Annotated in this window: 27 protein-coding genes and 1 riboswitch; of the genes, 6 read left to right on the top strand and 21 right to left on the bottom strand. The window is 46.1% G+C overall.

Annotated elements, in window-relative coordinates; all coding sequences use genetic code 11:
* Positions 1-51: 51 nt before the first annotated feature.
* The 4 genes from FQV30_RS02705 to FQV30_RS02690 form a co-directional block, all read right to left on the bottom strand.
* The gene (locus tag FQV30_RS02705) at positions 52-747 is read right to left on the bottom strand and encodes a YqjF family protein (protein WP_146498602.1); all 696 of its coding nucleotides are present in this window, start codon (positions 745-747) and stop codon (positions 52-54) included.
* A gap of 59 nt (positions 748-806) precedes the next feature.
* A complete protein-coding gene (locus tag FQV30_RS02700; RefSeq protein ID WP_146498601.1) occupies positions 807-1,631 on the bottom strand; it encodes a manganese catalase in 825 nt (274 codons plus the stop codon).
* 21 nt (positions 1,632-1,652) lie between these two features.
* The gene (locus FQV30_RS02695) at positions 1,653-1,973 is read right to left on the bottom strand and encodes a hypothetical protein (RefSeq protein WP_146498600.1); all 321 of its coding nucleotides are present in this window, start codon (positions 1,971-1,973) and stop codon (positions 1,653-1,655) included.
* 178 nt (positions 1,974-2,151) lie between these two features.
* A complete protein-coding gene (locus FQV30_RS02690) occupies positions 2,152-2,574 on the bottom strand; it encodes an organic hydroperoxide resistance protein (RefSeq protein ID WP_146498599.1) in 423 nt (140 codons plus the stop codon).
* A gap of 208 nt (positions 2,575-2,782) precedes the next feature.
* Here FQV30_RS02690 and FQV30_RS02685 point away from each other — a divergent pair, with 208 nt between their 5' ends.
* Positions 2,783-3,493, top strand: a complete 711-nt coding sequence (locus FQV30_RS02685) for a type 1 glutamine amidotransferase domain-containing protein (protein WP_146498598.1) — start codon at positions 2,783-2,785, stop codon at positions 3,491-3,493.
* Positions 3,494-3,534: 41 nt separating this feature from the next.
* Positions 3,535-3,738, top strand: coding sequence for a hypothetical protein (locus tag FQV30_RS02680; RefSeq protein WP_146498597.1), 204 nt, complete (start codon positions 3,535-3,537; stop codon positions 3,736-3,738).
* Between the two features lie 91 nt (positions 3,739-3,829).
* Here the strand turns inward: FQV30_RS02680 and FQV30_RS02675 are convergent, their stop codons facing one another.
* The 10 genes from FQV30_RS02675 to ribE form a co-directional block, all read right to left on the bottom strand.
* A complete protein-coding gene (locus FQV30_RS02675) occupies positions 3,830-5,020 on the bottom strand; it encodes a S1C family serine protease (protein WP_146498596.1) in 1,191 nt (396 codons plus the stop codon).
* A gap of 11 nt (positions 5,021-5,031) precedes the next feature.
* A complete protein-coding gene (locus tag FQV30_RS02670; protein WP_186725501.1) occupies positions 5,032-5,895 on the bottom strand; it encodes a peptidylprolyl isomerase in 864 nt (287 codons plus the stop codon).
* A gap of 115 nt (positions 5,896-6,010) precedes the next feature.
* Positions 6,011-7,426, bottom strand: a complete 1,416-nt coding sequence (locus FQV30_RS02665; protein WP_146498594.1) for a sensor histidine kinase — start codon at positions 7,424-7,426, stop codon at positions 6,011-6,013.
* The gene (locus tag FQV30_RS02660) at positions 7,407-8,087 is read right to left on the bottom strand and encodes a response regulator transcription factor (RefSeq protein WP_146498593.1); all 681 of its coding nucleotides are present in this window, start codon (positions 8,085-8,087) and stop codon (positions 7,407-7,409) included. The genes FQV30_RS02665 and FQV30_RS02660 overlap by 20 nt, the downstream gene beginning before the upstream one ends.
* Before the next feature lie 246 nt (positions 8,088-8,333).
* Positions 8,334-9,347, bottom strand: a complete 1,014-nt coding sequence (locus tag FQV30_RS02655; protein WP_255473286.1) for a GTPase — start codon at positions 9,345-9,347, stop codon at positions 8,334-8,336.
* A 70-nt stretch (positions 9,348-9,417) separates the two neighbouring features.
* Entirely contained in the window at positions 9,418-11,238 is a 1,821-nt protein-coding gene (locus FQV30_RS02650; protein WP_146498592.1) for an LTA synthase family protein, read from the bottom strand.
* 85 nt (positions 11,239-11,323) lie between these two features.
* Positions 11,324-11,875 carry a histidine phosphatase family protein gene (locus FQV30_RS02645; RefSeq protein ID WP_146498591.1) on the bottom strand — a complete coding sequence of 184 codons (552 nt, stop codon included), beginning with the start codon at positions 11,873-11,875 and terminating at the stop codon, positions 11,324-11,326.
* Positions 11,876-12,169: 294 nt separating this feature from the next.
* The gene (gene ribH, locus FQV30_RS02640) at positions 12,170-12,634 is read right to left on the bottom strand and encodes a 6,7-dimethyl-8-ribityllumazine synthase (protein WP_146498590.1); all 465 of its coding nucleotides are present in this window, start codon (positions 12,632-12,634) and stop codon (positions 12,170-12,172) included.
* Between the two features lie 13 nt (positions 12,635-12,647).
* Entirely contained in the window at positions 12,648-13,841 is a 1,194-nt protein-coding gene (locus tag FQV30_RS02635) for a bifunctional 3,4-dihydroxy-2-butanone-4-phosphate synthase/GTP cyclohydrolase II (RefSeq protein ID WP_146498589.1), read from the bottom strand.
* Positions 13,842-13,856: 15 nt separating this feature from the next.
* Positions 13,857-14,486, bottom strand: coding sequence for a riboflavin synthase (ribE, locus tag FQV30_RS02630; protein ID WP_146498588.1), 630 nt, complete (start codon positions 14,484-14,486; stop codon positions 13,857-13,859).
* Positions 14,487-14,941: 455 nt separating this feature from the next.
* A riboswitch (FMN riboswitch) is annotated at positions 14,942-15,097 on the bottom strand.
* Between the two features lie 85 nt (positions 15,098-15,182).
* Between ribE and FQV30_RS02625 the strand changes: the two genes are divergently transcribed.
* Positions 15,183-15,506: a CHY zinc finger protein gene (locus FQV30_RS02625; protein ID WP_146498587.1), complete on the top strand. Its 324-nt coding sequence runs from the start codon at positions 15,183-15,185 to the stop codon at positions 15,504-15,506.
* 32 nt (positions 15,507-15,538) lie between these two features.
* Here FQV30_RS02625 and FQV30_RS02620 read toward each other — a convergent pair whose 3' ends face one another.
* The 5 genes from FQV30_RS02620 to FQV30_RS02600 all read right to left on the bottom strand — a co-directional run bounded on the left by FQV30_RS02620 (position 15,539) and on the right by FQV30_RS02600 (position 18,958).
* Complete coding sequence (locus FQV30_RS02620) at positions 15,539-16,018, bottom strand: GNAT family N-acetyltransferase (RefSeq protein ID WP_146498586.1); 480 nt, start codon at positions 16,016-16,018, stop codon at positions 15,539-15,541.
* A gap of 13 nt (positions 16,019-16,031) precedes the next feature.
* A complete protein-coding gene (locus FQV30_RS02615; RefSeq protein ID WP_146498585.1) occupies positions 16,032-16,502 on the bottom strand; it encodes an NUDIX hydrolase in 471 nt (156 codons plus the stop codon).
* Positions 16,503-16,515: 13 nt separating this feature from the next.
* Positions 16,516-17,340 (bottom strand): metallophosphoesterase, encoded by an 825-nt coding sequence (locus tag FQV30_RS02610; RefSeq protein WP_146498584.1) that lies wholly within the window; start codon positions 17,338-17,340, stop codon positions 16,516-16,518.
* A gap of 145 nt (positions 17,341-17,485) precedes the next feature.
* Positions 17,486-18,181: an MgtC/SapB family protein gene (locus tag FQV30_RS02605; protein WP_146498583.1), complete on the bottom strand. Its 696-nt coding sequence runs from the start codon at positions 18,179-18,181 to the stop codon at positions 17,486-17,488.
* A 96-nt stretch (positions 18,182-18,277) separates the two neighbouring features.
* Complete coding sequence (locus tag FQV30_RS02600) at positions 18,278-18,958, bottom strand: peptide-methionine (S)-S-oxide reductase MsrA (RefSeq protein WP_146498582.1); 681 nt, start codon at positions 18,956-18,958, stop codon at positions 18,278-18,280.
* 178 nt (positions 18,959-19,136) lie between these two features.
* Between FQV30_RS02600 and dacB the strand changes: the two genes are divergently transcribed.
* A complete protein-coding gene (gene dacB, locus FQV30_RS02595; RefSeq protein ID WP_146498581.1) occupies positions 19,137-20,573 on the top strand; it encodes a D-alanyl-D-alanine carboxypeptidase/D-alanyl-D-alanine endopeptidase in 1,437 nt (478 codons plus the stop codon).
* An 80-nt stretch (positions 20,574-20,653) separates the two neighbouring features.
* Positions 20,654-21,235 carry a protein-L-isoaspartate(D-aspartate) O-methyltransferase gene (locus FQV30_RS02590; protein ID WP_146498580.1) on the top strand — a complete coding sequence of 194 codons (582 nt, stop codon included), beginning with the start codon at positions 20,654-20,656 and terminating at the stop codon, positions 21,233-21,235.
* 54 nt (positions 21,236-21,289) lie between these two features.
* Here FQV30_RS02590 and FQV30_RS02585 read toward each other — a convergent pair whose 3' ends face one another.
* On the bottom strand, positions 21,290-22,075 hold the full coding sequence (locus FQV30_RS02585; protein WP_146498579.1) for a cytochrome c oxidase assembly protein: 786 nt from the start codon (positions 22,073-22,075) through the stop codon (positions 21,290-21,292).
* 7 nt (positions 22,076-22,082) lie between these two features.
* Positions 22,083-22,589 (bottom strand): DUF2243 domain-containing protein, encoded by a 507-nt coding sequence (locus tag FQV30_RS02580; RefSeq protein ID WP_146498578.1) that lies wholly within the window; start codon positions 22,587-22,589, stop codon positions 22,083-22,085.
* Positions 22,590-22,801: 212 nt separating this feature from the next.
* On the opposite strand from FQV30_RS02580, the gene FQV30_RS02575 reads away from it, so the two are divergent.
* Positions 22,802-23,428 (top strand): Na-translocating system protein MpsC family protein, encoded by a 627-nt coding sequence (locus FQV30_RS02575; RefSeq protein WP_146498577.1) that lies wholly within the window; start codon positions 22,802-22,804, stop codon positions 23,426-23,428.
* The last annotated feature ends 390 nt before the right edge of the window (positions 23,429-23,818 follow it).

Here is a 23,818-nt window from a genome sequence, read left to right as displayed (position 1 = left end):
GAGAAAGTCCGGAAGCTGTCTAGTATACTCATGGACGCTTTCCAGAGAGTTTTAAGGCACTTCAAGGACAGGCGGATAAAAACGCACCTTTTTTCTGTCCGAATAATGGGTGATAGCCTGCTCTTGCTGAAGCGCTATAGGCAGAAAACTCCCCATTGAATTGTGATAAACGGTTCCCTCCACATAGGAAAGCTGCCATGGTGAATGTCGGATATCCACACGAAACAGCTGATTATTCGGCTTCGTCCATAAACAATAGCGTTCTGTCAGCCATTTCTCAAGACGGTCTTTCAACAGGGGCGATGAGACTTTTCGATAGGAAAGATCCAAAGCTTCAGGAGGTGAGTTTTCATGGATGCGCCTGCTTTTGAAGCTCCATGTTTCGCCGCGTTTTTTAAAAGCCATTTCGGCATGGCGGTAAGGCAGGAAATTGCCAGTGGTGGCGGTTTTTACGGCTAAAGGGCTGTCGGCATCCAAACTGAAAAAGAACACTCCGGATTTTCCTTTGTATTTCACATAGGTTCTGACATTCAGCTCCAAATAGGTTCCGGCTATCGGTATAGGAGGCATAAAACGCGGCCGCGTCCTTTTCGCTTTGAACAAGACGACGCTGATCCAGGCATGCGTTCCGTACACATCCAACTCGAGCTCCGGCGGAATGTGCGCTTCGACAAAACGCGGCTCGATCGCCCAATGCAAGAAAAGAACATGGTGCCATTCCTGTGTCATGATCCATGGCTTTTTCATACCGTTCTCCTTTCATCCCATAAAAAAATAGCCTCTTTCACAAGAGGCTATTTCCCATCTTATTCCGCGTCTTCAGCCGGTAAAGTATCATGCGACTCTGGCGGGCCTGGTTTTAACACCGGTCTGCCCGCTAATGGCGCAGGTGCTTCTACAGTGATTGCATGGCCGTCTGGCGCAGGCTGGCTTACCCAAGGCAATTGGGAAGCAGTGCTTGTTTCAGGATTTGTGTAAAGAATATGCGAATATTGAGTGGCTTCCCATTCCGGCGGAACTGTAGACGGCACGATTGGGCCTTCTTTCGCTTCAAGATCCTTGATCGCTGCAAGCCACTGGTTTTGGTGCATTGTATCCCGTGCAATAAGGAAAGAGAACAAGTCTTTCACACCTCGGTCGTCGGTCATGCTGTAGAGGCGTGCAACTTGCAAGCGGCCTTGGGATTCAGCGTTGACGTTGGCACGGAAATCAGCCAATAGGTTTCCGCTTGCTACAATATAGCCCGCATTCCACGGTACACCGTTGCTGTCTTTAGGAGAGGCTCCTAGGCCATGCACAATTGCGTGCTGAGGATTCATACCGCCCATGATGGCACCGATAATCGGGTCAGCGGCAGCTTTTTCCTGTTCATAGACAGGAGCTCCTTCTAAAAGTCTCGCAACCATTGTTGCAAGCAATTCGATATGCCCTAATTCCTGTGTTCCTGTATCCATCAGTAGATCTCTGTATTTTTCATTTCCTCGGGTGCTCCACCCTTGGAACAAGTATTGCATCGCAACAGACATTTCACCAAATTGGCCGCCGATAAGCTCTTGGACCTTCTTGGCAAATACCGCATCTGGCGCATCTGGTTTTGATTCGAATTGAAGCTCGCTTCTGTGAAAAAACATAGACATAACCTCCTGAAATTTTTAGGATTGATCTTTTTTGGAGTTAGCGTGTTCCGTGTTGATGCTCCCGCTGCTGCCGGGAGAAACATCATCCGGATGGCCTCCATCATAATCGGAATCGTTGCCTCCGGCATTGAAAGAATTCGCAGCATCTTCACTGCGGCTTGCTTCTTCGCGGTTCAAACGATCTTCACTGGAATTGATCTGATTATCGCTTTGGGGAGAAGCATCTTTCGGGTGGCCTCCATCGTAATCGGAATCATTTCCACCAGCATTAAAATCTTTGTCGTTCTTCGATTCCAATTCTTCCTCATCCGTTTTGCGATTTCCCTCTTTTTCCATATGACCTCCTCCTTGGAAGTAGTTATCTTTGTGCATTATTTGAATACCCTGCCATTTTTGTTTAAAACCCAATATCTAACTATTCATAAAACAGATACAAAAGGCTTAATACCCAAAACGATATGAAAAAAAGACCGCTGAATAGCTTTTTGCTGCCCAGCGGTCTTTGCATAATATTTCATATAAGTTTCAGTTCTACATCAATATTGCCTTTTGTCGCTTTGGAATACGGACAGGCTTGATGAGCTTTTTCCACTAGCTCTCTCGCTTTGTCTTCTTCGACCCCCTGGATAGAAACACTGAGCGTCACCCCAAGTTTATAACCATTGTCGGCTTCATCTTTTAAGAAGTCGACATCCGCTTTGACGGACGTGCCTGTAACATCCGCCTTTTCTCTTCGAATGATCATTCCCAACGCACCATCGAAGCAAGCCGCATATCCAGCCGCAAAAAGCTGTTCAGGGTTCGTGCCTTTTTCGCCGCTGCCTCCCAATTCTTTAGGTGAAACCAATTCAATATCGATCACATTATCTTCCGAGACTACTCTTCCAGAACGGCCGCCGGTTGCCAACACAGATGTTGTAAATAATTTCTTCGACATTTTCCAACCTCTTCCCTGATTTGTTTTTTAAAAATTCTAAACAATTAAAACGTACTTGTTTTGCCATCAAGAGTCAATTGATATGGTTGATTTACCAAAGTTCCTTAGGGGCCTCCATGCTTTTCCCGGAGGAGATTCCGCTACGTTTCAGGATGTGGTGAAAGGGTAAAAGAAGACATAGGTAATATATTCCGGGGAGGAAGATACTATGGCAAAAGTAATGGCCGTTCTATCAAGTGGATACGTTGATGAAGAAAATGATTACGTTACAGGATGGTGGGCAGAGGAGCTTTTCGAGCCTGTGCTGGCGCTGCAGGAAGACGGGCATATTGTTGGCCTTGCTTCACCGGAAGGCGGCAAACCGGTTGTCGATCCGTTAAGCTTGTCTGAAGACTATGATCCGGAAGGAAAATACAAAAAGTTGTATGAATCGGGAATCGCAGATAAGACAACACCGATTGTCGATGTGAAAGCAAGCGACTATGACGCTATTTTCATTGTCGGCGGGCATGGCGCCATGTTTGACTTGGCGCACAATCAAGATCTGCACGCCATCATCAACATCGTTTACGAGCATGGCGGAATCGTTTCTGCAGTATGCCATGGCCCAGCACCGCTCATCTACACGAAAACCAAAGAAGGACGCAGCATTTTGGAAGGTTTGAACGTAACCGGTTATCCAAACGACCAAGAGCCGAAAGAAGTGGACGGTCTATTGCCTTTCAGCTTGGAAGATGAATTGAGCAAAATCGCGAATTACTCTAAAGGCTCGGATGAAAAAGAATATATTGTGTGGGGCAGCGACCAGATCTTGACCGGCAGAGACCCTCATTCTTCGGCCTTGTTTGGAAGAGAGCTGGCAAAGAAACTGACACAGCGTGAACAAGAAAAAGAGGATGCCTTTTTCAGCAACCCATAAGTTCAGCTGGCGATATTGAGAAATAGGGAGGAGGAACAGTCATGGATAAAAAAGATAGCGAACAAAAGTATATGAAAGAAAACAAAGAGACGATGCAGCCTTCGCCGGACCATAAAGAGGGCATAGAAGAACCGAATGTGAAGCAATACAATAAAGTGCAAGGCGGAATCGTCGCCTTCGTTATCCTGGTAATAATCATTATAATCGTTTTAGTAAGTACCGATATGTTCGGCCTGCTCAACTGATTGCTTCCAAGCAATCAGTTTTTGTTTTAGGAAGAACATTTTACTTTCAACATTAAAGTCCCTCGCCATTTGGCGAGGGACTGCTATTCCATCACAGGCTTTCAGCCAGTTCAACTTCAAGGTTCTCAGTTTTTCCGTTGCGGTATATTTTGACAGCTACCGTATCCCCTACTTTTGTTTCGTTATATAGATACTGGCGAAGATCAAGCACAGTATTGATGGCTTCTCCGTCCATTTCTACAATCACGTCATAAGCTTGAAGGCCGGCATTTTCTGCACCGGATCCCGGCGAGACAGATTGAACCACTATTCCGCCTTCAATATCCTCTGGCAAATTCAATTGGTTTTGGCGGGATTGGGCCGGTACTTCCATTAAGTCGATGATGGAAACGCCCATTGATGGCCGTTCAACCTCTCCATTTTTCTCTAAATCTTCAATAATCGGAACCGCTGCATTGATCGGAATTGCAAGTCCGATTCCTTCTACGGCGTCTTGGGCAATTTTCATCGAGTTGATGCCGATGACTTGCCCTTGGCTATTGATGAGCGCACCGCCGCTGTTTCCCGGGTTGATCGCTGCATCCGTTTGAATGACTTCTGACTCCCAATCTTCTGTTCCATCTTCATTGATATCGATTGGTACAGCGCGTTCTGTTCCGGAAACGACTCCTGTTGTTACAGAGCCGGAAAATTGAAGGCCAAGCGGATTGCCGATTGCGACAACCGGTTCACCTGGCTTTAACACAGAAGAATCGCCGAATTCCGCAACAGCTGTTATGGAGTCTCCCGCCACTTTCAATACCGCCAAGTCAGTCCAGATGTCTGCACCAAGAACTTCCGCTTCCAGTTCTGTCCCATCCGATAAAGTGACTTTCACTTCTTCAGCTCCATCAACTACATGGTTATTGGTGACGATGTAAGCCGAACCGCCTTCTTGTTTGTAAATGACACCCGACCCAGTCCCCGCTTCCTGGGATTCTGTTTGGGCTGACGGAGCGAACGGGTTTTGTGCTGCAGTCTGCATGTTAGTCACCCCTACTACCGCAGCTGAATTTTTGTCTACAATTTTCGTTACATCCGTTGTTACGACAGAAGAAACGTTTTGAATATTACTGGCAGATTCCACCGCTGCAGTTGTATTTTCCTGGACAGCAGCGTCTGAATCGGTAAATCCCGGAAGCACCACTCCAACAAGCAAAGCTCCTGCGATCAATCCCGTAAAACTTGAAGCAAAATATCCTTTTTGTTTTGTCTTTGGTTCAGGTGTATTATAGTAGCCCATTATATGTCCTCCTATTCAAGTTTGTTCTCAATGTCGGCTTCTTCTTTTTTCTCCGCAATCCAAGTTGCGTATTGTGTGTTTAATGCCTCGTCAAATAAGGTTTCTTTGATTTGTTCTTTATTGTCTTCCAAATTTGCTTCTGCCGCCTCTGTTTTGCCTGTCACTTTGATGATATGGAATCCGTATTCCGTTTCTACCGGATCGCTGATTTCATCCACTTCCATTGCAAAAGCCGCTTCTTCGAACTCTGCTGCCATTTCACCGGTTCCGAACGATCCGAGTTCGCCTCCAGTTTCGGCTGTTGCTGTATCCGTTGAGTATTCTGCTGCAAGCTCAGCGAAATCTCCACCGTCTTCCAATTTTTCGGCTACTTCTTCAGCTTCTTCTTGCGTGGACACTAAAATATGGCTCGCTTCAACTTGCTCCGCTTGTGCGAAGGATTCCTTATTTTCTTCAAAATATGTTTCAATCTGCTCATCCGTTATTTCAATATCCGGTCCGATTAACTTTTCGATCAGCAAGTAATTCTTCATTTCCTCTTCCAATTGCTCCACTGTCATCCCGCTTGTTTCGATTGCCGATTCAAGCGCTTCGGCTCCGCCGTACTGTTCTTCGTATATTTTCATTTCCGCATCGATTTCTGCTTGCGCTACTTCAACATTCGCTTTTTCTGCTTCCTGTTTGACAATTTCTTCGGAAATCATCGTATCAAGTGCTGCTGTTCCATTCGCAGCCACCAACTCTTCATATAATGCCTCTTTATCGATATCCGTCCCGTTTACAGACGCCACCGCCTCTTTCTGGATAAAACCTGCCATTAAAATTATAGCTGCAGCCAACACAGCTCCCATTGCGATGTACATTGCTTTTTTCATGTCCAGCCCTCTTTCTTCTTTTCGTTAAGCCCATATTAACAAGCAGTTATGAACAAACTATGACCGAACTTTGAATAGAGATGTAAACTTTCACGAAAGAAAAAGACCCGTAAGCTTAAGCTTCCGGGTCTTTTTTATGCGGCAATCGGATAGTGAATTTCGTCCCTTGCCCTTTTGTACTTTCCACTTGAATGTCTCCCTCATGGAGGGTGACCAGCTGTTTGACAATTGACAACCCCAGGCCGAATTGTCCGCTGCCCCGTGAGAAATCCGTTTTATAAAACCTGCGCCAGATCAGATCGATTTCTTCGACATCGATGCCGGAACCGGTATCTTCCACTTCAATCACCATATGCGCCGGCTCTTTGAAAGCGCGCAAGAAAATCTGGCCATGGTCGGTAAACTGGATGCTGTTTTTAACAATGTTCGTCAAAATTTGAATCAGCCGGTCCATATCCCCATAAATGACTGTGCCTGCTTCCGGCTCGATTACAATGTGGTCGCCTTTTTCTTCCGCCTGCAGATACAGATGCTCCTGGATGATTTCAAGCAATTCTTCCGACTCGACTTCTTCTTTGGTGAGCGTCACTTGGTTGGACCGAATTTTTTCATAATCCAGATTTTCATTGACCAAACGGATAAGACGCTTTGTTTCATCACTTACTAAGCGGATGCCTTTTTCCCGTTGGTCTTCTTCGAACATATTATTGCGCAGGCCTTCAATAACACCGGCAATAGTGGTCAGCGGAGTCCGCATCTCATGGGACACATCCGCCATAAACTGGCGTCTGCGGTTTTCAAGGCGTTCAATTTCTTCGTTCGACTGTTGAAGCTTGTTGGCCATCTTATTGAAGTCTCTCGACAAATCGCCGATTTCATCAAAATTCGTTTCAGGAAGGTTCACGTCATAACGGCCATTCGTAATCATTGAGGTCGCTTTCTGCATGCGCTGGATGCGGCTGACATGCAATTTCGACAGCAATAAGCTAAGCAGCAAAGCAACAGCAAGAGCAATCAAAATAGCGGTCACGAGTGTTTTGTTGAGTTCGGAAACCATTTCCCTCGTTCCGCTGACCGGAGAGGCCAGCAACACTCCGCCTACCAATTCCCCATCGCTGACATAAGGCATCGCGACGAAAGTCATAGTAATTTCAAAGCGCTCAACATCCCTGTTCACAACGAGCGTCTCCCCTTGTTCAATGATGTTCCACTCTTCCTCGGTCAAATCTATGGGCGGAAAGGCTTCAGAAAACGGATATAACACACGGCTTTGCTGATCAAAAACGATAAAATCGATTCCTTGCGCCTTCAGCAGCGAAACATATGTTTGAAGATCCGTTCCCGGACGTGGGCGCTCCAGCTCCCGCAAAATCTGTTCACCGTAACGTTCCAGCTCCTCGGCTTTCTCCTCATAGGCAAATTCCTCCACATACTGCACGAATAAGATGCTTAATATCAGGAGCGCAATGAGGAGAATGCTCAGATGGCTGCCAATCAATTGGTAGAAATACTTAATTCTCGGCTTCTTCAAATTTATACCCTACTCCCCAGACCGTATGAAACAGTTTATCGCCCCCCGTTATTTTCTTGCGAAGCCGTTTGATGTGGACATCAACAGTGCGTTCATCCCCATAAAATTGATAGCCCCAGACCTGCTCCAGCAATTGATCACGGGTAAACACCTGCTTAGGATGCTGCAGGAAAAAAACAAGCAGGTCAAATTCTTTCGGCGTCAAGTCTTGTACCTTTTCTCCATCTTTCTGCACGTCTCGCGTTTCTTTGTTGACCTGAAAATGCAGCGTTTGAATCGCATCCGATGCCGGTTCCGCTTTTTGTGTCCGGCGGGTCACCGCCTTGATGCGTGCCATCAGCGCCAGTGGACTGAACGGTTTGGTCACATAGTCATCGGCTCCCATTTCAAATCCGATGACTTGGTCCGATTCACTGTCTTTCGCTGTCAGCATGATAATCGGAATCGAATCGCCTTCCTCCCGGATTTTACGGCATAAAGCCATGCCATCCAGTCCCGGAAGCATCCAGTCCAATATCAGCAAGTCATAGTCGTTCGCTTTATAGGACCGGTAACCATCAAGCCCATCCGCTTCAAATTCGCCTTCGATTCCTTCTTTTGAAAAAAACATTTCCAGCATGGAACTTACGCTTGGATTATCTTCAACTACTAAAATTTTCATGCCGTACCTCCAGTCATCTCTATGGATTGAACTAATAAGCAGCAGATTTCAAATGCCGCTCTGCCATTTTTGCAGGAAGGATCCCTGCTGAAAGAGCTATGAGAAATCTGCTCCCTCCTAATTAACTTTTTGCATAAATGATATAAAGCAGCGCAACTTGCATAGTTATAAAAGTAATTCACATTCAGGAAAGAAGCAAGCCAATCGAAAACCGCCCTCTCAGCTGAAAGGGCGGTTCCGTTTGAATTATGCGTTTTTCTCGCGCTTTTTGTACTTTTCGAACAAGTCGGCAATCATATCATAATCGATGGCTATATTGTTTTCAAACGCGTACTTTACGCCGTATCCTAGGGCCAGTGTCATTGCTGAAGCAACAGTTCCGCCGATAACAGAACCTGCTCCTGGGATGAATTTCAGCGCTTGCCGATACAAAGTATGGCCCAAAGTTTGGGTGGCTGTGATGACAATCATGTCCCGAGCCGCTTTTTTCGTCAATGGCTTATCATAGAGTTTTGAAAGGCGTATGATCAATCCTACTTGCAGCGATGTAAGCGGAATCACATCGGATCCCGGGATTGGAGAAGCTCCGATAACGCCGGCAGAAACACCTGAGCCAATGATCCAACGATTTGCAGCCGCTGATTTTTCTTTCATGCTTTTAGCGAAGAGAAGATCTTTTCCCTTCTTTTCGAGCAAAAAAAGGATATCTTTTTTTAATACTTCCAGGTTTTCGCCGGTTTTAGATGAAATCGGCACCACTTTGTATTTATTTTTTGTATGCTTTTTGATGAACTGGACAAGCGATGGAATGTCTTCAGCAGCATCAATTTTGTTCAAGACAATCAAGATGTCCTTATTGTGTTTTTCAATTTCCTCAAACTTTTCCTTCTCGCTGTCGGAAAATACCGTTCCTGCAGCATTCAGGAAAAAAAGCACTACATCTGAACTTTGCACAAACTCCAGGGTCTTCTTCGGGTTTTCATCGTTCGGGTCGTTCAATCCTGGCGTATCCATAAACTTGATGTTTTCGAGCCCGCGGATATTATAAGGATCCACACTGACGGTTTCACCGGGCATCGGATTCGTGCTGGCAATGTTTTCGCCGATAATTTTATTGACTGTCGAGGATTTCCCGGCGTTCACTTCCCCGATCAGCGAAATCAACAGCTCTTGTCCAAGCATATCGTTGACTTTTTTCATCTCATTTTCAAACATATTATCCATCACATGCATAACTTCTTCTTCGAATTCTTTGACCACGTTTTTGCCTCCCCCTTAAACGATAACTTTCTTTTTATTATAAACAAATCATGTTTTTTCGTATATCATTTCAATCTTCCAGGTATGGTTTCAGCAGTAAATCCCCATAATCCAATAGTGTATCGGTATCTCGGATATGTTTTTTCGCCTCACTATTTTTCGCGCGGGTCTCCATGGATTTCATATCATACAGCACCTCCGGCATTTTCGCTCCAGGCGCTTTGTAAATCTGCTCGGATTGGATAAACGAACCGCCTGGCAGGTAATAGCGCATGCCCAACAAGTTTTTCTCATACTGGAACAAGTTATGGCCCATCATCGGATTTTCATGGTCAATGCCAAGAAGCGCCAGAATGGTAGGCATAATATCCACTTGCCCGCCTAAACGTTCCATATGAATCCCATTAAACAGATTTCCTCCTGTAAACAGAAGCGGTACAGTAAACTGATCTTTTATTGTGTAAGGGTGGCCTATGAAATTTTCGAGCAGAACTTTATCTTGTTCGGTAACCAGCGAGCCGTGCATACCAGAATGGTCTCCTAGAACAACAATGAGGGATTGGTCATAGATCCCTTGGCCCTTCAGCTCCTCAATGAATGCCCCGACCTGTTCATCTGCGTAATGGACAGCCTGCAAATAGTTTCCGACATACATGCCTTCATATTCAGCGGGCAAATCCAATCCTTGCATCTCTTCGGGCATAACAAAAGGAGTATGGCTGGTCACTGTTACAATATTCGTATAAAGGCGGTCATATTTCCCCAGCTGTTTTGGCAACTTTTCCGCCGCAAAATCGAACACGACTTCATCCGCCGGACCAAAACCCACCGGTTTGATATTCGGGATTTCCTTTATCGAATAGACTTCATCATAGCCGAGCACCGGATATAGAACGTCCCGATTCCAAAACGTCACATCATCGGCGTGATAAGTCGCAGAACCATAACCGTTCTTTTTCAAAGTGCGCGGAAGAGAAGGCACCGCTTTTCCGTTCAGGCTATTGACGGTCGGAATCATTCCTTGCGGATACAGGCCAGTGTTCACAATCCATTCGGCATCTGAAGTGGTGCCGGCGCCAATCTGCTGGAACACATTGGAGAAATACGCACTTTCACCCAATAACTTGTTCAAGTGGGGGGTGATTTCCTGGCCATTCAACGATTTGCCGATTACGAAATTCTGCAGCGACTCCACTTGGATCACAAACAAATGCCGGTCCTTTGCCAAGCCGAATGCCTTTTGCTTCTCCAGTTCCACATATTCATTTCCTTTTAGCGCCTCCAATTGCTCAGGCGACAGTTTCGTGGTGGATGCGTGCGCTGTTTCATCGGCCCGGTGATACAGCTGGACCACTTGGGATTGCAGGTAACCGTTTTCTTTTGCAAAGTAAGAAACGTCAACAAGCGGCTGCTTTAGCGCATAAGCGGTTGTTGCTGCGCACAGCAAAGCCATACCTACCGCGGCATATTTGGTCGATTGCATCTTCGCTGGAGCCTTCCATTTGCGCGCAAAAACCAGTACAAGTACGGCATCAAGGAAAAACAGGAAATCGAATGGGTTTGACAGCATCACGATCGTATTGCCGACAGAACCGGATTGCGTTGTTTGCTGAAGATCGTAGTATGAAGGGATGGTGGAATAGTACCGAATATAAAGGGTCACAGTGAAGAATATGACTGAAACCAGGAAGTTGTAGACCCAAACTGCCAGCCAGACCCTTTTTTTGGCCGCCAGCAATACAAGCGCAAGCAGCAGCGCCCACATTGGAAATTCGATAAAAGCGATGGACAATAAGGATTTTGTGTCGAAAATCAGCACTCTAAAGGCGATGACTTTTATGAACAATAAAAGAAACAAATACGGGTAAGGGAAGGCAGTATGTTTTTCCATGGAAATCACCTCCTTTATGTAACGAAAAATCCAGAAAAAAGCTGCGTTGAAAAAAGGCTAATACCTGAAAAGGGCCGCTCCTTCTTTACATACGTCTGCCAATATTCTCTCGCCATAACCGGCTGATTGCCCTGTTTCCATCCCATATTTTCACTTCATACACATCAGGATTGGATAGTTTCATCCATTCTTCAAATCCAAAATCGGCATCAATTTGCTTGAGCAAAAGCCCCAACATATTCCCATGGGTGACCAGCACACATTTATCCGGCGCCGCTTCCAGTACAGCCGCCCCTCTTTCCATCGCTTCAATTCCGGATTCTCCTCCTGATAACTTCAAATCCAGGTCCCTGAATGATTCTTCCAGCCGTTCAAGCCAATCCGGCAAGTCTTCAGTGCTTAACACCCGTTCTGCAAGACGTTCATCGATTTCTACAGCCATATTCAACTCGCTTGCCAATGGTTCAATCGTTTGGATTGCGCGGACAAATGGACTGGAAATGAGCCCGGAAATTTCCCTCTCTTTGAAAAAGCCGGCCAAACTCTTTGCCTGTTCCTGCCCCTTAGGCGTCAACGGCGCTTCCGGAGCTTGTCCGGCCGCTTTGCAATGCCGAACCAAATATAAGGTTTTTTCCATATTTTCCTCTCCTGTTTCTTCTCCTGATAATTTTCATATAAAACTTTTTTCATCTCATTGAAAGCTTTCTTAAGATCAGTATACCTTTCCTTTCTCAATTCTTCATGCAATGGCTAACTGAATCCGCGGCATTTCTGCAATACAGAGCCGCAGGAAATGCGATTATGGAAATCATATTGCAGCGGCTATTTTGTTTTATATTTTTTGAAACAGCACTCTAATATAATTCCTATTCCCGCAATTCCTTCTTTTAAAGCAAAAAACTCCGAAGCCATTGAAAGCCCCGGAGTTTTTTTATAATTTTTTCAACAAATTCGCCATTTCAATTGCACCGGCTGCAGATTCCCAGCCTTTGTTTCCAGCCTTAGTGCCTGCACGCTCAATTGCCTGTTCGATCGAGTCTGTTGTCAAAACACCAAAAATGACTGGAATGTTGGCTTGGTCGCTCGCTCTCGATACGCCTTTAGCCACTTCGCTGCAAACATAATCGAAATGCGGAGTCGCACCGCGGATAACAGTACCAAGAGTAATAACCGCGTCATAGTTGCCGCTCATAGCCATTTTCTTGGCGACAAGAGGAATTTCAAATGCGCCTGGAACCCATGCAATCGATACATTTTCTTCTTCAACGCCGTGGCGCTTCAATGCATCTTCTGCTCCGCCCAGCAATTTGCTTGTGATAAATTCATTAAAACGTCCTACTACAATGCCAATCCGTAATCCTTCACCATTCAAATATCCTTCGTATAAAACCGCCATTATCCATTCTCCTTTAAAAGTTCAGCATGTGGCCGAGCTTTGATTTTTTAGTTTTCATGTATGTTTCGTTTTCTTCCTTTGTCGGCATTTCAATCGGCAGCCGTTCGACGACTTCTAATCCATATCCGCCGATTCCAGCGATTTTCCGCGGATTATTGGTCAAGAGCTTCATCTTTTTCACACCAAGATCGCGAAGGATTTGGGCTCCGATTCCATAATCGCGCAAATCATCGGCAAAGCCGAGCTTTTGATTGGCTTCCACAGTGTCATAGCCTTGCGCTTGAAGCTCATAGGCCTTAAGCTTGTTTATCAAGCCGATGCCCCGGCCTTCCTGCCGCATATAAAGCAAGATTCCTGAACCCGCTTCGTTTATTTGCTTAAGAGCGGCGTGCAGTTGCGGTCCGCAGTCGCATTTGTTGGAGCCAAAAACATCTCCGGTCAAGCACTCGGAGTGGACGCGCGTCAACACAGCTTCATCCGGATCAATATCGCCTTTTACAAGTGCCACATGATCTTGCCCTGTCAATACTTCCGTATAGCCGACTGCGCGAAACACCCCATATTCCGTCGGAAGAGCCACTTCCACTTCCCGCTTGATGAGCTTTTCGTGTTTTCGTTTATAGGAAATCAAATCCTGGATCGTCAAGATGCCGAGCCCCAAACGCTCAGCCACTTTCTGCAAGTCATCGACCCGGGCCATTGAGCCGTCAGCATTCATGATTTCGCAGATTACGCCTGCAGGGGCGGAACCGCAAAGTTTCGCCAAATCCACCGCAGCTTCCGTATGGCCCGCGCGGCGAAGAACTCCTCCCGCTTTTGCAATCAGCGGAAAAACATGGCCGGGCCTTTTGAAGTCTGATGCTTTCGCATTCGGATCCAACATGCTTTTGATCGTATGGGAACGCTCGAACGCACTGATGCCAGTTGTAGAATCCCTATGGTCCACACTGATCGTAAAAGCTGTGCCGTATTCATCTGTGTTGTTGTCCGTCATCAAACCGATCTTCAAACGCGACGCAATGGTTTCATCCACTGGAACACAAATCAGCCCTCTGCCTTCCGTCGCCATTAAGTTGACTATTTCAGGCGTAGCGTATTCTGCTAACGCAATAAAATCTCCTTCGTTTTCACGATTTTCATCATCGATGACAATAACGGCTTTGCCGTTTTTCAAATCGCGGACAGCTTCTTCCACTGTATAAAACATATGCAACGCCTCCATTTAAAATCCGTGTTCCGAAAGCCAGTTTTTGGTCATTTTCGGTGCTGCTTCCTGAATGCGCTCCGTATACTTGGCAAGCAGGTCGCATTCAATATTGACCCGTGAGCCAATGCCTTTTTCCCCCAGGAGGGAATCTTGCTGAGTCGTCGGAATCAGCGAAATTGTCACTGTGTTGTGTCCGACTCCAAATACGGTAAGAGAAGTGCCATCAATAGCGATCGATCCTTTCAGCATCATGTATTTCATAAGATGCGGTTCCAGTTCAATCGTTTTGGTGATTGCATTCGCTTCTTTTTTCTCGGCCCGGATAACACCGACGCCATCGACGTGGCCGCTGACAAAATGGCCTCCGAATCGGCCGTTTGCCGGCATCGCCCGTTCCAGATTGACCCGGGAACCCGTTTTCAATCCGATCATCGTGGATGTTTTGACAGTTTCCGGTATGACGTCCACTGTAAACGTGTTATCGGTAAATGATGACACCGTCAAACAAACGCCGTTGATGGAGATGCTGTCTCCCCGCTTCACATCTTCTAAAACAACCGAGCAGGCAATAGTCAACTCCATAGCTTGCGGTTTTGCGCGGACAGAAGTGATTTTCCCGACTTCTTCTACAATTCCCGTAAACATATACGGCCTCCTCTTCAATACAGTGTAGCGCAGTGCTTTTCAAAAAGCCTTTTCATAAAACTTGGAAGGATGGCAGATTGCTGTCCCCAGCGCAAATTGCTGATGAATTGAAAGGCAGTTGAAGCACGAAAAACGTGGACCGGGAGTAAATGCTGCCGGCCATAAAACATAAAGTGAATGGTTTCCGCCAAGGGGCGTTGGGTGGCGGATAAAGGATGGTATATAAACAGGTCCATATCAGCCCAATAGCATTGGCAAAGAAGTCTGCCAACCATCTTTCAGAAGAGGTTTCCTCTCCTGCAAAACGGAAGCTATTAGCCGGCCATTGAGGAAACGGCCGACTTTGGTGCGATATGAAGAACATGGATAATTGCTTGAATGCTTATTTTTTATACACAAAAAATCTTCTTGCCGGCGTCAAAACCGAAAAGAAAGGCGCATGACAATTTCCGACTCGAATTCTTCTCCCATCCAGACTTTAACTGTCGGTGCCGGAGTCACACCAGCTCCACCGAATAAGAAAAACGCAAGGGCTTTTCTTGTTCGGGTCACGGACTTGCAGTTTCCTGCTCACCGCCGGTAAGGAATTTCACCTTGCCCCGAAGAATTTGGTTCGATTTATTGTCCATTCCATAGTAGCATAAAAAGAAAAGCAATTCCCCTAATTTAAACGTTTTATTGAAAGGAGGGCACTGTATGGCACACAATCAATTGGTAATTGGCATAAATGTCGACCCGGAGACGCGCTGCGCCCACTACCATTCTGAAATTGACAGGATCGCTATCAAGTTTTTCTGCTGCGGCAAATATTATCCCTGCTATCAATGCCACGAGTCGGCAGGATGCGGAAAGAGCGCGGTTTGGCCAAAAGAACGGTTTGATGAAAAGGCGGTTCTATGCGGAGCTTGCGGCCATGAACTGACAGTAAAGGAGTATTTGGGCTGCACTTCGGTTTGTCCTGCTTGTTCAGCATCATTCAACCCCGGCTGCAGTTTGCATAAGCACCTGTATTTCGAATGATGGGCATAAAAAAAGAGCGTCTCCGCTCTTTTCTACATGATCCGCATGCACATGACAATCTGTTCGCCTTTTGAACGCATCAATCGCCGGCCGGTGTCTTCGAATCCCGCGCGTCTATATACATGCTGCGCAGCTTTATTCTGTGCATTAACCCCTAATACCACTTCATTGAATTCCGGAAATTCCTGCTTGATAAAGTCGGGAAGTGCGTAAATCGATCCTGTTGCAATGCCTCTTCCTTGAAATTTCGGATTCACAGAATAAGCTCGGAGCAACAGCGCCTTTGGATTATTCGAGTAAAGTTTCCGGTCATCCGATTCGTCCAGCTCAAAAAAACCGGCAACTTCATCACGGGCGAAAATAACCACCAAATGCTTTAACGGATTTTCTGCGTCCCGCTTGATGATGTCCTGGGGCAATCCTGTGAATTGCAATTGATCAGAAGGCAAATCGTATTTCACCGAAACTTTTGATGTGTAATTATGAAGAGAAACATCTTTTCTATGAATCATATCGCTAGTCTCCTTATTCGTCAGAAACGATCAAGTGCTGTGTCGCTTCCGGCAATTCTGTTAACGCTTCGCGCAGAAATTCCGGATATAAAGCCACTTCGCTAATTTTCGGAAGCGGAATCCACTGGTACACCAACCGGTCGCCTTCGGGTCCAAAAAATGGGCCGGTTTGAAAAATCAGTGGGTTTTGTGCACCGCAGATCAAATAATAAAAGCCGATTTCGTGAAATTTTTTACCCCCGTAAGTGAAGAAGTTTTCTACTGTCCAAAGCAGCCGATCCGCCTCCACCACAACGTCCAGCTCTTCCGCCATTTCCCGCGCCAAACATGATCTGGAATCTTCCAGCACCTGGGCGCGGCCGCCTGGCAATGCCCAATGGCTGTCACTGGCCTGTTTGTGCAGCAAGACATGCCCATTTTCAATCCAGATTCCCGCCACCCGATAATTGAATACGGCGTTTTTCACTTTAAAGGTCGCATCCATCCTGCAGCACATCCTATTCTTTTTCTAAAGTCACTACGACAATCTCAGGAAGGTTGAACACACGAAGGGGAAAGCCGCTGTTCCCCAGCCCACGGCTCAGCACCAGCTGTGTCTCTTCTTTCCTAAAAACGCCTGTAGTCATTTCCGGGAACCATCCTTGCCCCGGCGCCAAGACCCCTCCAATTCCAGGGATCCGTATTTGCCCGCCATGCGCATGCCCGGAAAAGACGACGTCAATCGCCTCTTCTACATAGACATTGAACACTTCGGGACGGTGCGACAACATTAAAGTGAACGCATCGGCCAATTCTGTTTCTTCAATCGCTTGCTGTATATAGTCTTCTTCCTTAACTTCCACATTAAGAAGCGGGTCGTTAATGCCGGCAATTTGAATGGTTTCACCGCCTTTTTCCCACTCTGCCGTTTCATTCATCAGGACGGTCACTCCTCGTGTTTCTAAAGCTTCTGTAATTTTGTCCACTTCATTTACTGCCACTTCGTGATTTCCAATCACAAAATAAACTTCGCTCATTTCCACCAAAGCATCCACTAACGTCAGGCTTGTCTGCAAATCATAGCGATTGCTATCAATCAAGTCGCCTGTCAAAAATATCGCATCCGGTTGAGCATCCTCCACTTTCTTGATCAGGGAAGATTGATTTTTTCCGAATGTAGCATTGTGCAGATCTGAAATTTGAACGATTTTTGTTCCTTCGAACGCTTCTGGCATCTTTTCTGAAGCTACTGTGTATTCAGTGGTCTGTATCCACTTATTGTTTACCCATACAAAGCCCCATGCAAATAAAACGAGCGCCAGCAGGACTATCAACTTTTTCATATAGCTACTCCTGTTCCAAAAAAGTACTTTCCTTCAGCAAATCGCAGCCCTTTCTTTGAACGGACCGGACAAAAAAGAAGCGGGCAGCTCAGCTGCCCCTTCGCGGTACAAGCAATATGATTGCATCGGCAAAAGCCGGAAGTGTTTAAAGGATGACTTTACAAACGGCATTGAAGTTCCATAGCTTTTTGACTAATTCAGTTTCCTTTTTCACATTGCCTCCTTTTACCGTAAAAATGAATTTCGACTTGTTTTTTTCAGTGTAGACTTCTTCATTGTCAATTTCAAATTCCAGAATTTCAAGCTGGCATTCCTCGAAAATTTGGTTGATAGTTGCGAAACTGTCTTTTTGATCTTCCACAATTACAACAATAACTTTATGATTGCCGATTGCCAAGAATTTTCGTTCCAGCTTCTCCAGCAAGTGCAGCGTTACCAGCACAATAAGCGTAGTTAAAATTGCAACAAAATACATATCGATGCCTACGACTAAACCAATACCCGCAGCCACCCAAATAGATGCCGCAGTCGTCAGCCCTTTTACCGAACCTCTTTGGACGATGATAGTTCCTGCCCCTAAAAAACCGATTCCGCTTATGACATAAGAAGGAATCCGCCCTGGATCAAACCGGATTGCATCATTGTCCATATTCAAAAATGAATCAAATCCTGTAACTGACAAAATCATCATCAGACAAGCGCCTGTTCCCACTAGAACATGGGTCCGAAGCCCAGCAGCTTGTTTTTTGGACTCTCGTTCAATTCCGATCAAGCCGCTTAATGCTGCGGTCAACAACAAGCGAACGGTGATGTCCATATAATCTTCTGGTATAAATCCCATGCTGTACTCCCCCTGACTTTACTGCAATATCCCTTAACAGTTTACCCCGAAATTCCGTCTGCATTCACGGAGTTTCCGAATGAGAAAGGCTGGCCCTCACCATTTCAATTGAAACAGGAGAGCTATCATAAACTGCCGATGTTCTTCTTCGATCGGCCAGCCCGCTATTTCATGCTTCAGTTCTTCTCTCGTGCCATAGCCTTTGACAAAACCGTTCATCCTGGCAGCAAAAGTGGAATTCAAAAGCAGGTCAGGCGTCGGATACAAATTTTCCAGTTGATCCAAAGCTTTAGGATACCGCTTCAAGTAATACTTTTGATGGCGTTCTTCTGCAAGGGTGAATCCGGTAAAAGGGGCTATGTCTGTTTCAATTGCTTCACCCAATTCTTTTTCCATTTGGGCTTTCACCTTATTGGCCACTTGTTCTTGCTTGCCGTTGTGATAGCGGAGCAGTGATATATACTGCCGCCCTTTATAATTATCCCGGTTCGGATAATGATTTCTCCAAAAATGCAGGAGGACATCTTCGAAATTCAATATAGCCGGATCAAAGTCTATTTCCACTGTTTCTGTATGGTCGCCCATATTCCGGTAAGTGGGGCTCGTAAGTGTGCCTCCAGCAAAACCGACACGAGTCCGTATGACTCCCCGCAAGGCGCCGAATCGCGCCTCCGGCCCCCAAAAACAGCCCATGCCAAACGTAGCTGTCTCATATTCTTCAGCCTTTTTTTCGAATCCGCGTTCAATTTCCTGGATGGTGATTTGTTCTTGTTCCATCTGCGCACACTCCTCTGCCTGCTGTTGCATATATTATAAATCTATCCGGAAACCCTATAAAATACTGGAGATGCCTAAAGAAAAGGCGATATTTTCTGACAGTTTAATGGTAAAATGAATTTTAAGGACAATAACAATTTTCGGCTCTTCCGATATATCAAGATGGGACTGATCTGGGATGGAAAACTCAACTGCAACAGCAAACAATAAGACAATTGCCGCCGCGTTCGGCTATGAGTCTTTACAGCATGAAATCGATAAAATCACATACGGCAGCCACCTATCCAATTCGGTTTGCGGCCTTGCGGTCCGGCATGCGGAAACCGGTGAACTGCTTTACGCGAAAAACGCGGATTACGGCATAACCCCTGCCTCTTCCTTAAAAATCTTAACTGCCGCCGCAGCTTTAGAAACCCTTGGGGCGGACCATCGGTTTTCCACCGCCGTCTTGATGGATGGCACCATCGATCAAGGGATTTTGAAGGGGAACCTTTACCTGCGTGGACAAGGCGATCCAACCTTGCGAAAATCGGATTTGGACGATTTCGCGGCAAGCTTGTCAAAGCGCGGCATAAGAAAAGTGGACGGCGACCTTGTCGGAGATGATACATGGTTTGACGCTGCCCGCTTATCACCTGGAATATCACAAGAAGACGAATCCTATTACTATGCAGCCCGCATCTCTGCGTTAAATCTCTCGCCGAATGCTGATTTTGATACCGGTTCTATAAAAGTGGATGTGAAACCTTCCCGTATCGGCCGCCCTGTAAAAGTGATGCTGGCAGCCGGATCCGCGTTTATGGAAGTGGACAACCGGGCCGTAACCGTATCAAAAAATAAAGCAAACACGCTGCTGATCGAACGAAAAGCCGGCACCAACAAAATCATCATCACCGGAAATGCGCCGCTTGGAAGCTCGGGAACAAAAGATTGGATTTCCGTTCCCGACCCGACCGCGTATGCCATATATAATTTCCAGCTCGCTTTAGCTGAAAGCGGCATCACGTTTTCCGGGACCTCAAACACACTTGACGGCAAAGTTCCTGAAACTGCCCAGCTGCTGGTCTCGAAAAAATCCATGCCGCTCCAGAAGTTGCTTGTGCCGTTCTTGAAACTAAGCAACAATTCACATGCCGAAGTATTAGCAAAAGAAATGGGAAAGGCAGTCTATGAAGATGGCAGCTGGAATTCCGGCCTTCGCGTTATGCGCGAATTTCTTTCCAGCCTTGGCCTTGATGAGAGCCGGTGGATATTTGAAGACGCTTCCGGCATGTCCCACACCAATAAAGTTACAGCTTCAGAATTGACCAAGCTGCTTTATTCCGTACGTTTTCGGCCATGGTTCCCGCATTTTTCAAATGGGCTGCCTCTGGCAGGAGCTCCTGGCCGCCTGGCCGGAGGAACGCTTAGGAAGCGATTTAAAACCGGAGCCGCCCAAAAGAACGCGGCGGCGAAAACCGGAACGCTGACTGGAGTCAGTTCCCTTTCCGGCTATGCGAAAACAAAAGACGGGGAATGGCTGATATTCACTTTTCTTACACAGGATTTCATAACACCGACCGTCCCTGCCATTGACCGGTTAGTCGAAGCCATTGCCCAATCGAAAAAAATGTAAGCATCAATGTTCTTCAAAAAGCCAAACACTCCATAAACATTCATGTTCAGACCCTAAACTGAAGAAAGCGGGGAATCGCCATGAATAGCCGAAGAAAAGAGATCACTGACTATTTCGAGAAAATGGATCGAAGTTTTTTTATGGACGTCAACAAGGAATTCGCTGGTTTGGATGAAGCACTTCCCATCGGCTATGAGCAGACAATATCCCAGCCTTCCCTTGTTTTGGAAATGACAGTGGCTTTGGATTTACAGCCTGATTCCAAAGTGCTTGAAATTGGGACCGGATCCGGTTTTCAGACAGCATTGCTTGCTGAATTTTCTAAGACGGTATATACTGTTGAACGAATTGAAGCTTTGCACTTCAGGGCTAAAGAAAGGCTAGCAGAATCCGGTTTTGCCAACATCATGTTTCATTTGGGAGATGGCAGTCTAGGCTGGCGGGAACACGCGCCATATGACCGGATCATGGTGACCGCCGCAGCCTCGGAAGTTCCATCGGAACTGGTCGGGCAGCTGGCCAATAACGGGAAAATGATCATTCCTGTCGGCGGCCCGTTGGCACAGGAATTGCGGCTGATTGCAAAAAATGGACATGGGGAAGTTTCTTCCATCGTACTCAACAAAGTGATCTTTGTCCGTTTGAAAGGAAAATACGAATAGCAAGCAAAAAGAGGCCGTTTTCAACGTCAAAAGACTTGAAGGCGGCCTTTCGGTTCACTTGATCTCCCCCGCTCCCGCCATGCGCGGCCGCGATGTTCTATACCAGTGATAACAAAGTATGGTGATCAATATCAAATCGATGGCGTCGCCTCCGTAATACATCAGCATACCGCCTGCCTCTGCCTCTTCTCTTGGTACGCCGGTTGGAGGGTGGGCATAAATGTATTTCGCCAAAATACCGTGGGCAGCCAGCGCCAGCATAAGCACGATAGCCCGATATATAAAGCTGAACCGGTGTGCTATGGGATCGATGTAAATGATGGACACTGTAAACAAATATCCGGCTAAAAAGATATGCACATGAACAAGCATCTCCAGGAACAGATTATGGTGCATGGCCATATAGAAGTCCGTAGTATAAAGAACGTAAAGCCCTCCGATATTGAGGAGTGCAGCCGTTACGGGATGGCTGAGCAGAAAAAATGGACGGCTTTTCAAAAGACGCGTCAGGCGTCTTGCGGAAGGAATGCTCAATATCCTAAAAACCAGTGTCATGGGAGCGGCAAGCGCAATGAGGAGCGGCGCCAGCATACCCAGCAGTAAATGCCCAGCCATATGGGCGATGAAATTTATATGCGATTGCACTGCCAAAGGGCCTTCTAAGGATAGAGCTATGCTTATAATCCCGGCACACCAGAAAACTGTACGATGCCATGGCCAAGGCCGGAGCTTTTTGTTGGACCGAAGAACTGCCGCAATATAAAGCAGAACTCCAATCAGCATCATTGTCATATACAAAGGTTCAATTGCCAATTGCTCGGTATGTGCCGAATGCTGCATGTTTTCCTCACCGCTCCGCTTTTGCCTTAGTGGATGTCCTGCGCGTCTGCAGCACTAAAATGACGCCAACCGCCATTAAAATAAGCGCACTTGCGTTCCAGACCACATCGTACATAAAAAGGTCCACCTCATAACGGATTTGATGCAACTTCATCACTTTATGCTGGATGAGGCCATCATACAGTTGAAAGGAACCGGCACCTAAAAAAGCTCCGCCAATCCACCTTTTCGGCCATAGCCCTTTTCTGCGCCGAAGATTGGCATACATAAAAAGGGAGCCTACTGTCGCAAACCAACTGAATGCGTGAAAAATACCATCAGAAACAAGTCCGACATCGGTGGTCGATTTATCGTAGAAATGATGCCAATGCAAGAGTTGATGAAAGACGCTCTCATCAACAAAAGCAGCAAATCCAAGACCGAACAGAAAGCCGGACCAAAGATTGAAAGATGAGTATACAACACGGTTTTTGGCTGTTGCATGATCCACTGAGCCGCCATTGGTAATAGCCATGAATTCCTCCCCCCTTATTTTCTGCTGCTTTTTTACTTGCATTTTTACCATTCTGAAATTTTTCCATATCATTTGGTAAAAAATACCCCTCTTATGCTTGGTTCAAACATTCCAGCGTTCAGTTGCATCTCCTGCCTATTGCTCCATTTAAAGCGTATACTGAGGCTAAACGGAAGAGGAAGCTCGCTTCCGATTCAGAGGAGCCCACCCAAATGCCGCAAGAAAAAACAATCCAAACCGAAATTGGAGGATTTGTTTCAACGCTGATGCGCGAACATTTCGGCAAAGGACCTACATCCATTTTCGTAAGCATCATCTACCCTTTTATCGCTATTCATCTTCGCGGATGCTTGACAGCAACTGAAAAGATTTTATTGAAAAGAAATGAAGTAAACCATGTCTATAAAATAAGCGACTTGATTATGGAAGAAATGATAGCCGAGATTAAACTCGTACTATCAGAACTGGCAGAATGTGATGTAAAGGAAGTTTATGCTGACTGGAACCTCATCCACGAAAGCGGAATGATTATCGTGGTTTTAAATGAAGAAGCAAACCCGGAATCTTTTGCCCGGCCGGCAAATTTTGACGAAAAAGCCTTTCAGGAAGAATTGAATAAAGCCAGTGTCAAAGCCCAGAGAGAACCTGGAAGCACGGAGGTTTATTGGCTGAATGACCGAACATTTTTGGTGCTTGAACCCGAGAAAAAAATAGAAACGCCTGCCAAACATGGCAGGCGCTTTGTTTTATCAAGACCGTTCAATCAATGGCCTGAAATGCAGTTGAAAGCCGTTCCGCAAAATCCAAAGGCGGTTCAACAGATTCCAGATACAAACTGACACCATTCGGATTTTCAACTTGCCGTTGCCGATAGGCGCTTGGCAGCGGCAATTCGCACTGAAGCAACGCCGGCATGAAAGATTGGCATTCCTCAAGAAGCAGAAAAACTTCCGCCTTGTTGGAGGCAATTCTGTTTTCCTGATGCCGCTCGAAAGAAATATCAAGTCATTTGATAACAGTTTGAAAGGAACGGCAGTATTCGCATTTCACATATAACTTTTGAGCCGCCAACTTTTCAATATAGGCACTGGAATCTGTAAACTCCCGCTTTTCAACAGGGGTTTCCGTAAAGCCGCAACGGTCTCCGGCATATAATTTTTGATGGATCCGCTTTTGTTTATGATCAACAAAATAACGCATGTAAATGATCGCCCTTCCTTTTCACAAGA

The sequence above is a fragment of the Planomicrobium sp. CPCC 101110 genome (assembly GCF_007859395.1).
Taxonomy (GTDB): domain Bacteria; phylum Bacillota; class Bacilli; order Bacillales_A; family Planococcaceae; genus Planococcus.
Note: the sequence above shows the minus strand (reverse complement) of the source record. Positions and strands in the feature narration are given on the sequence as shown.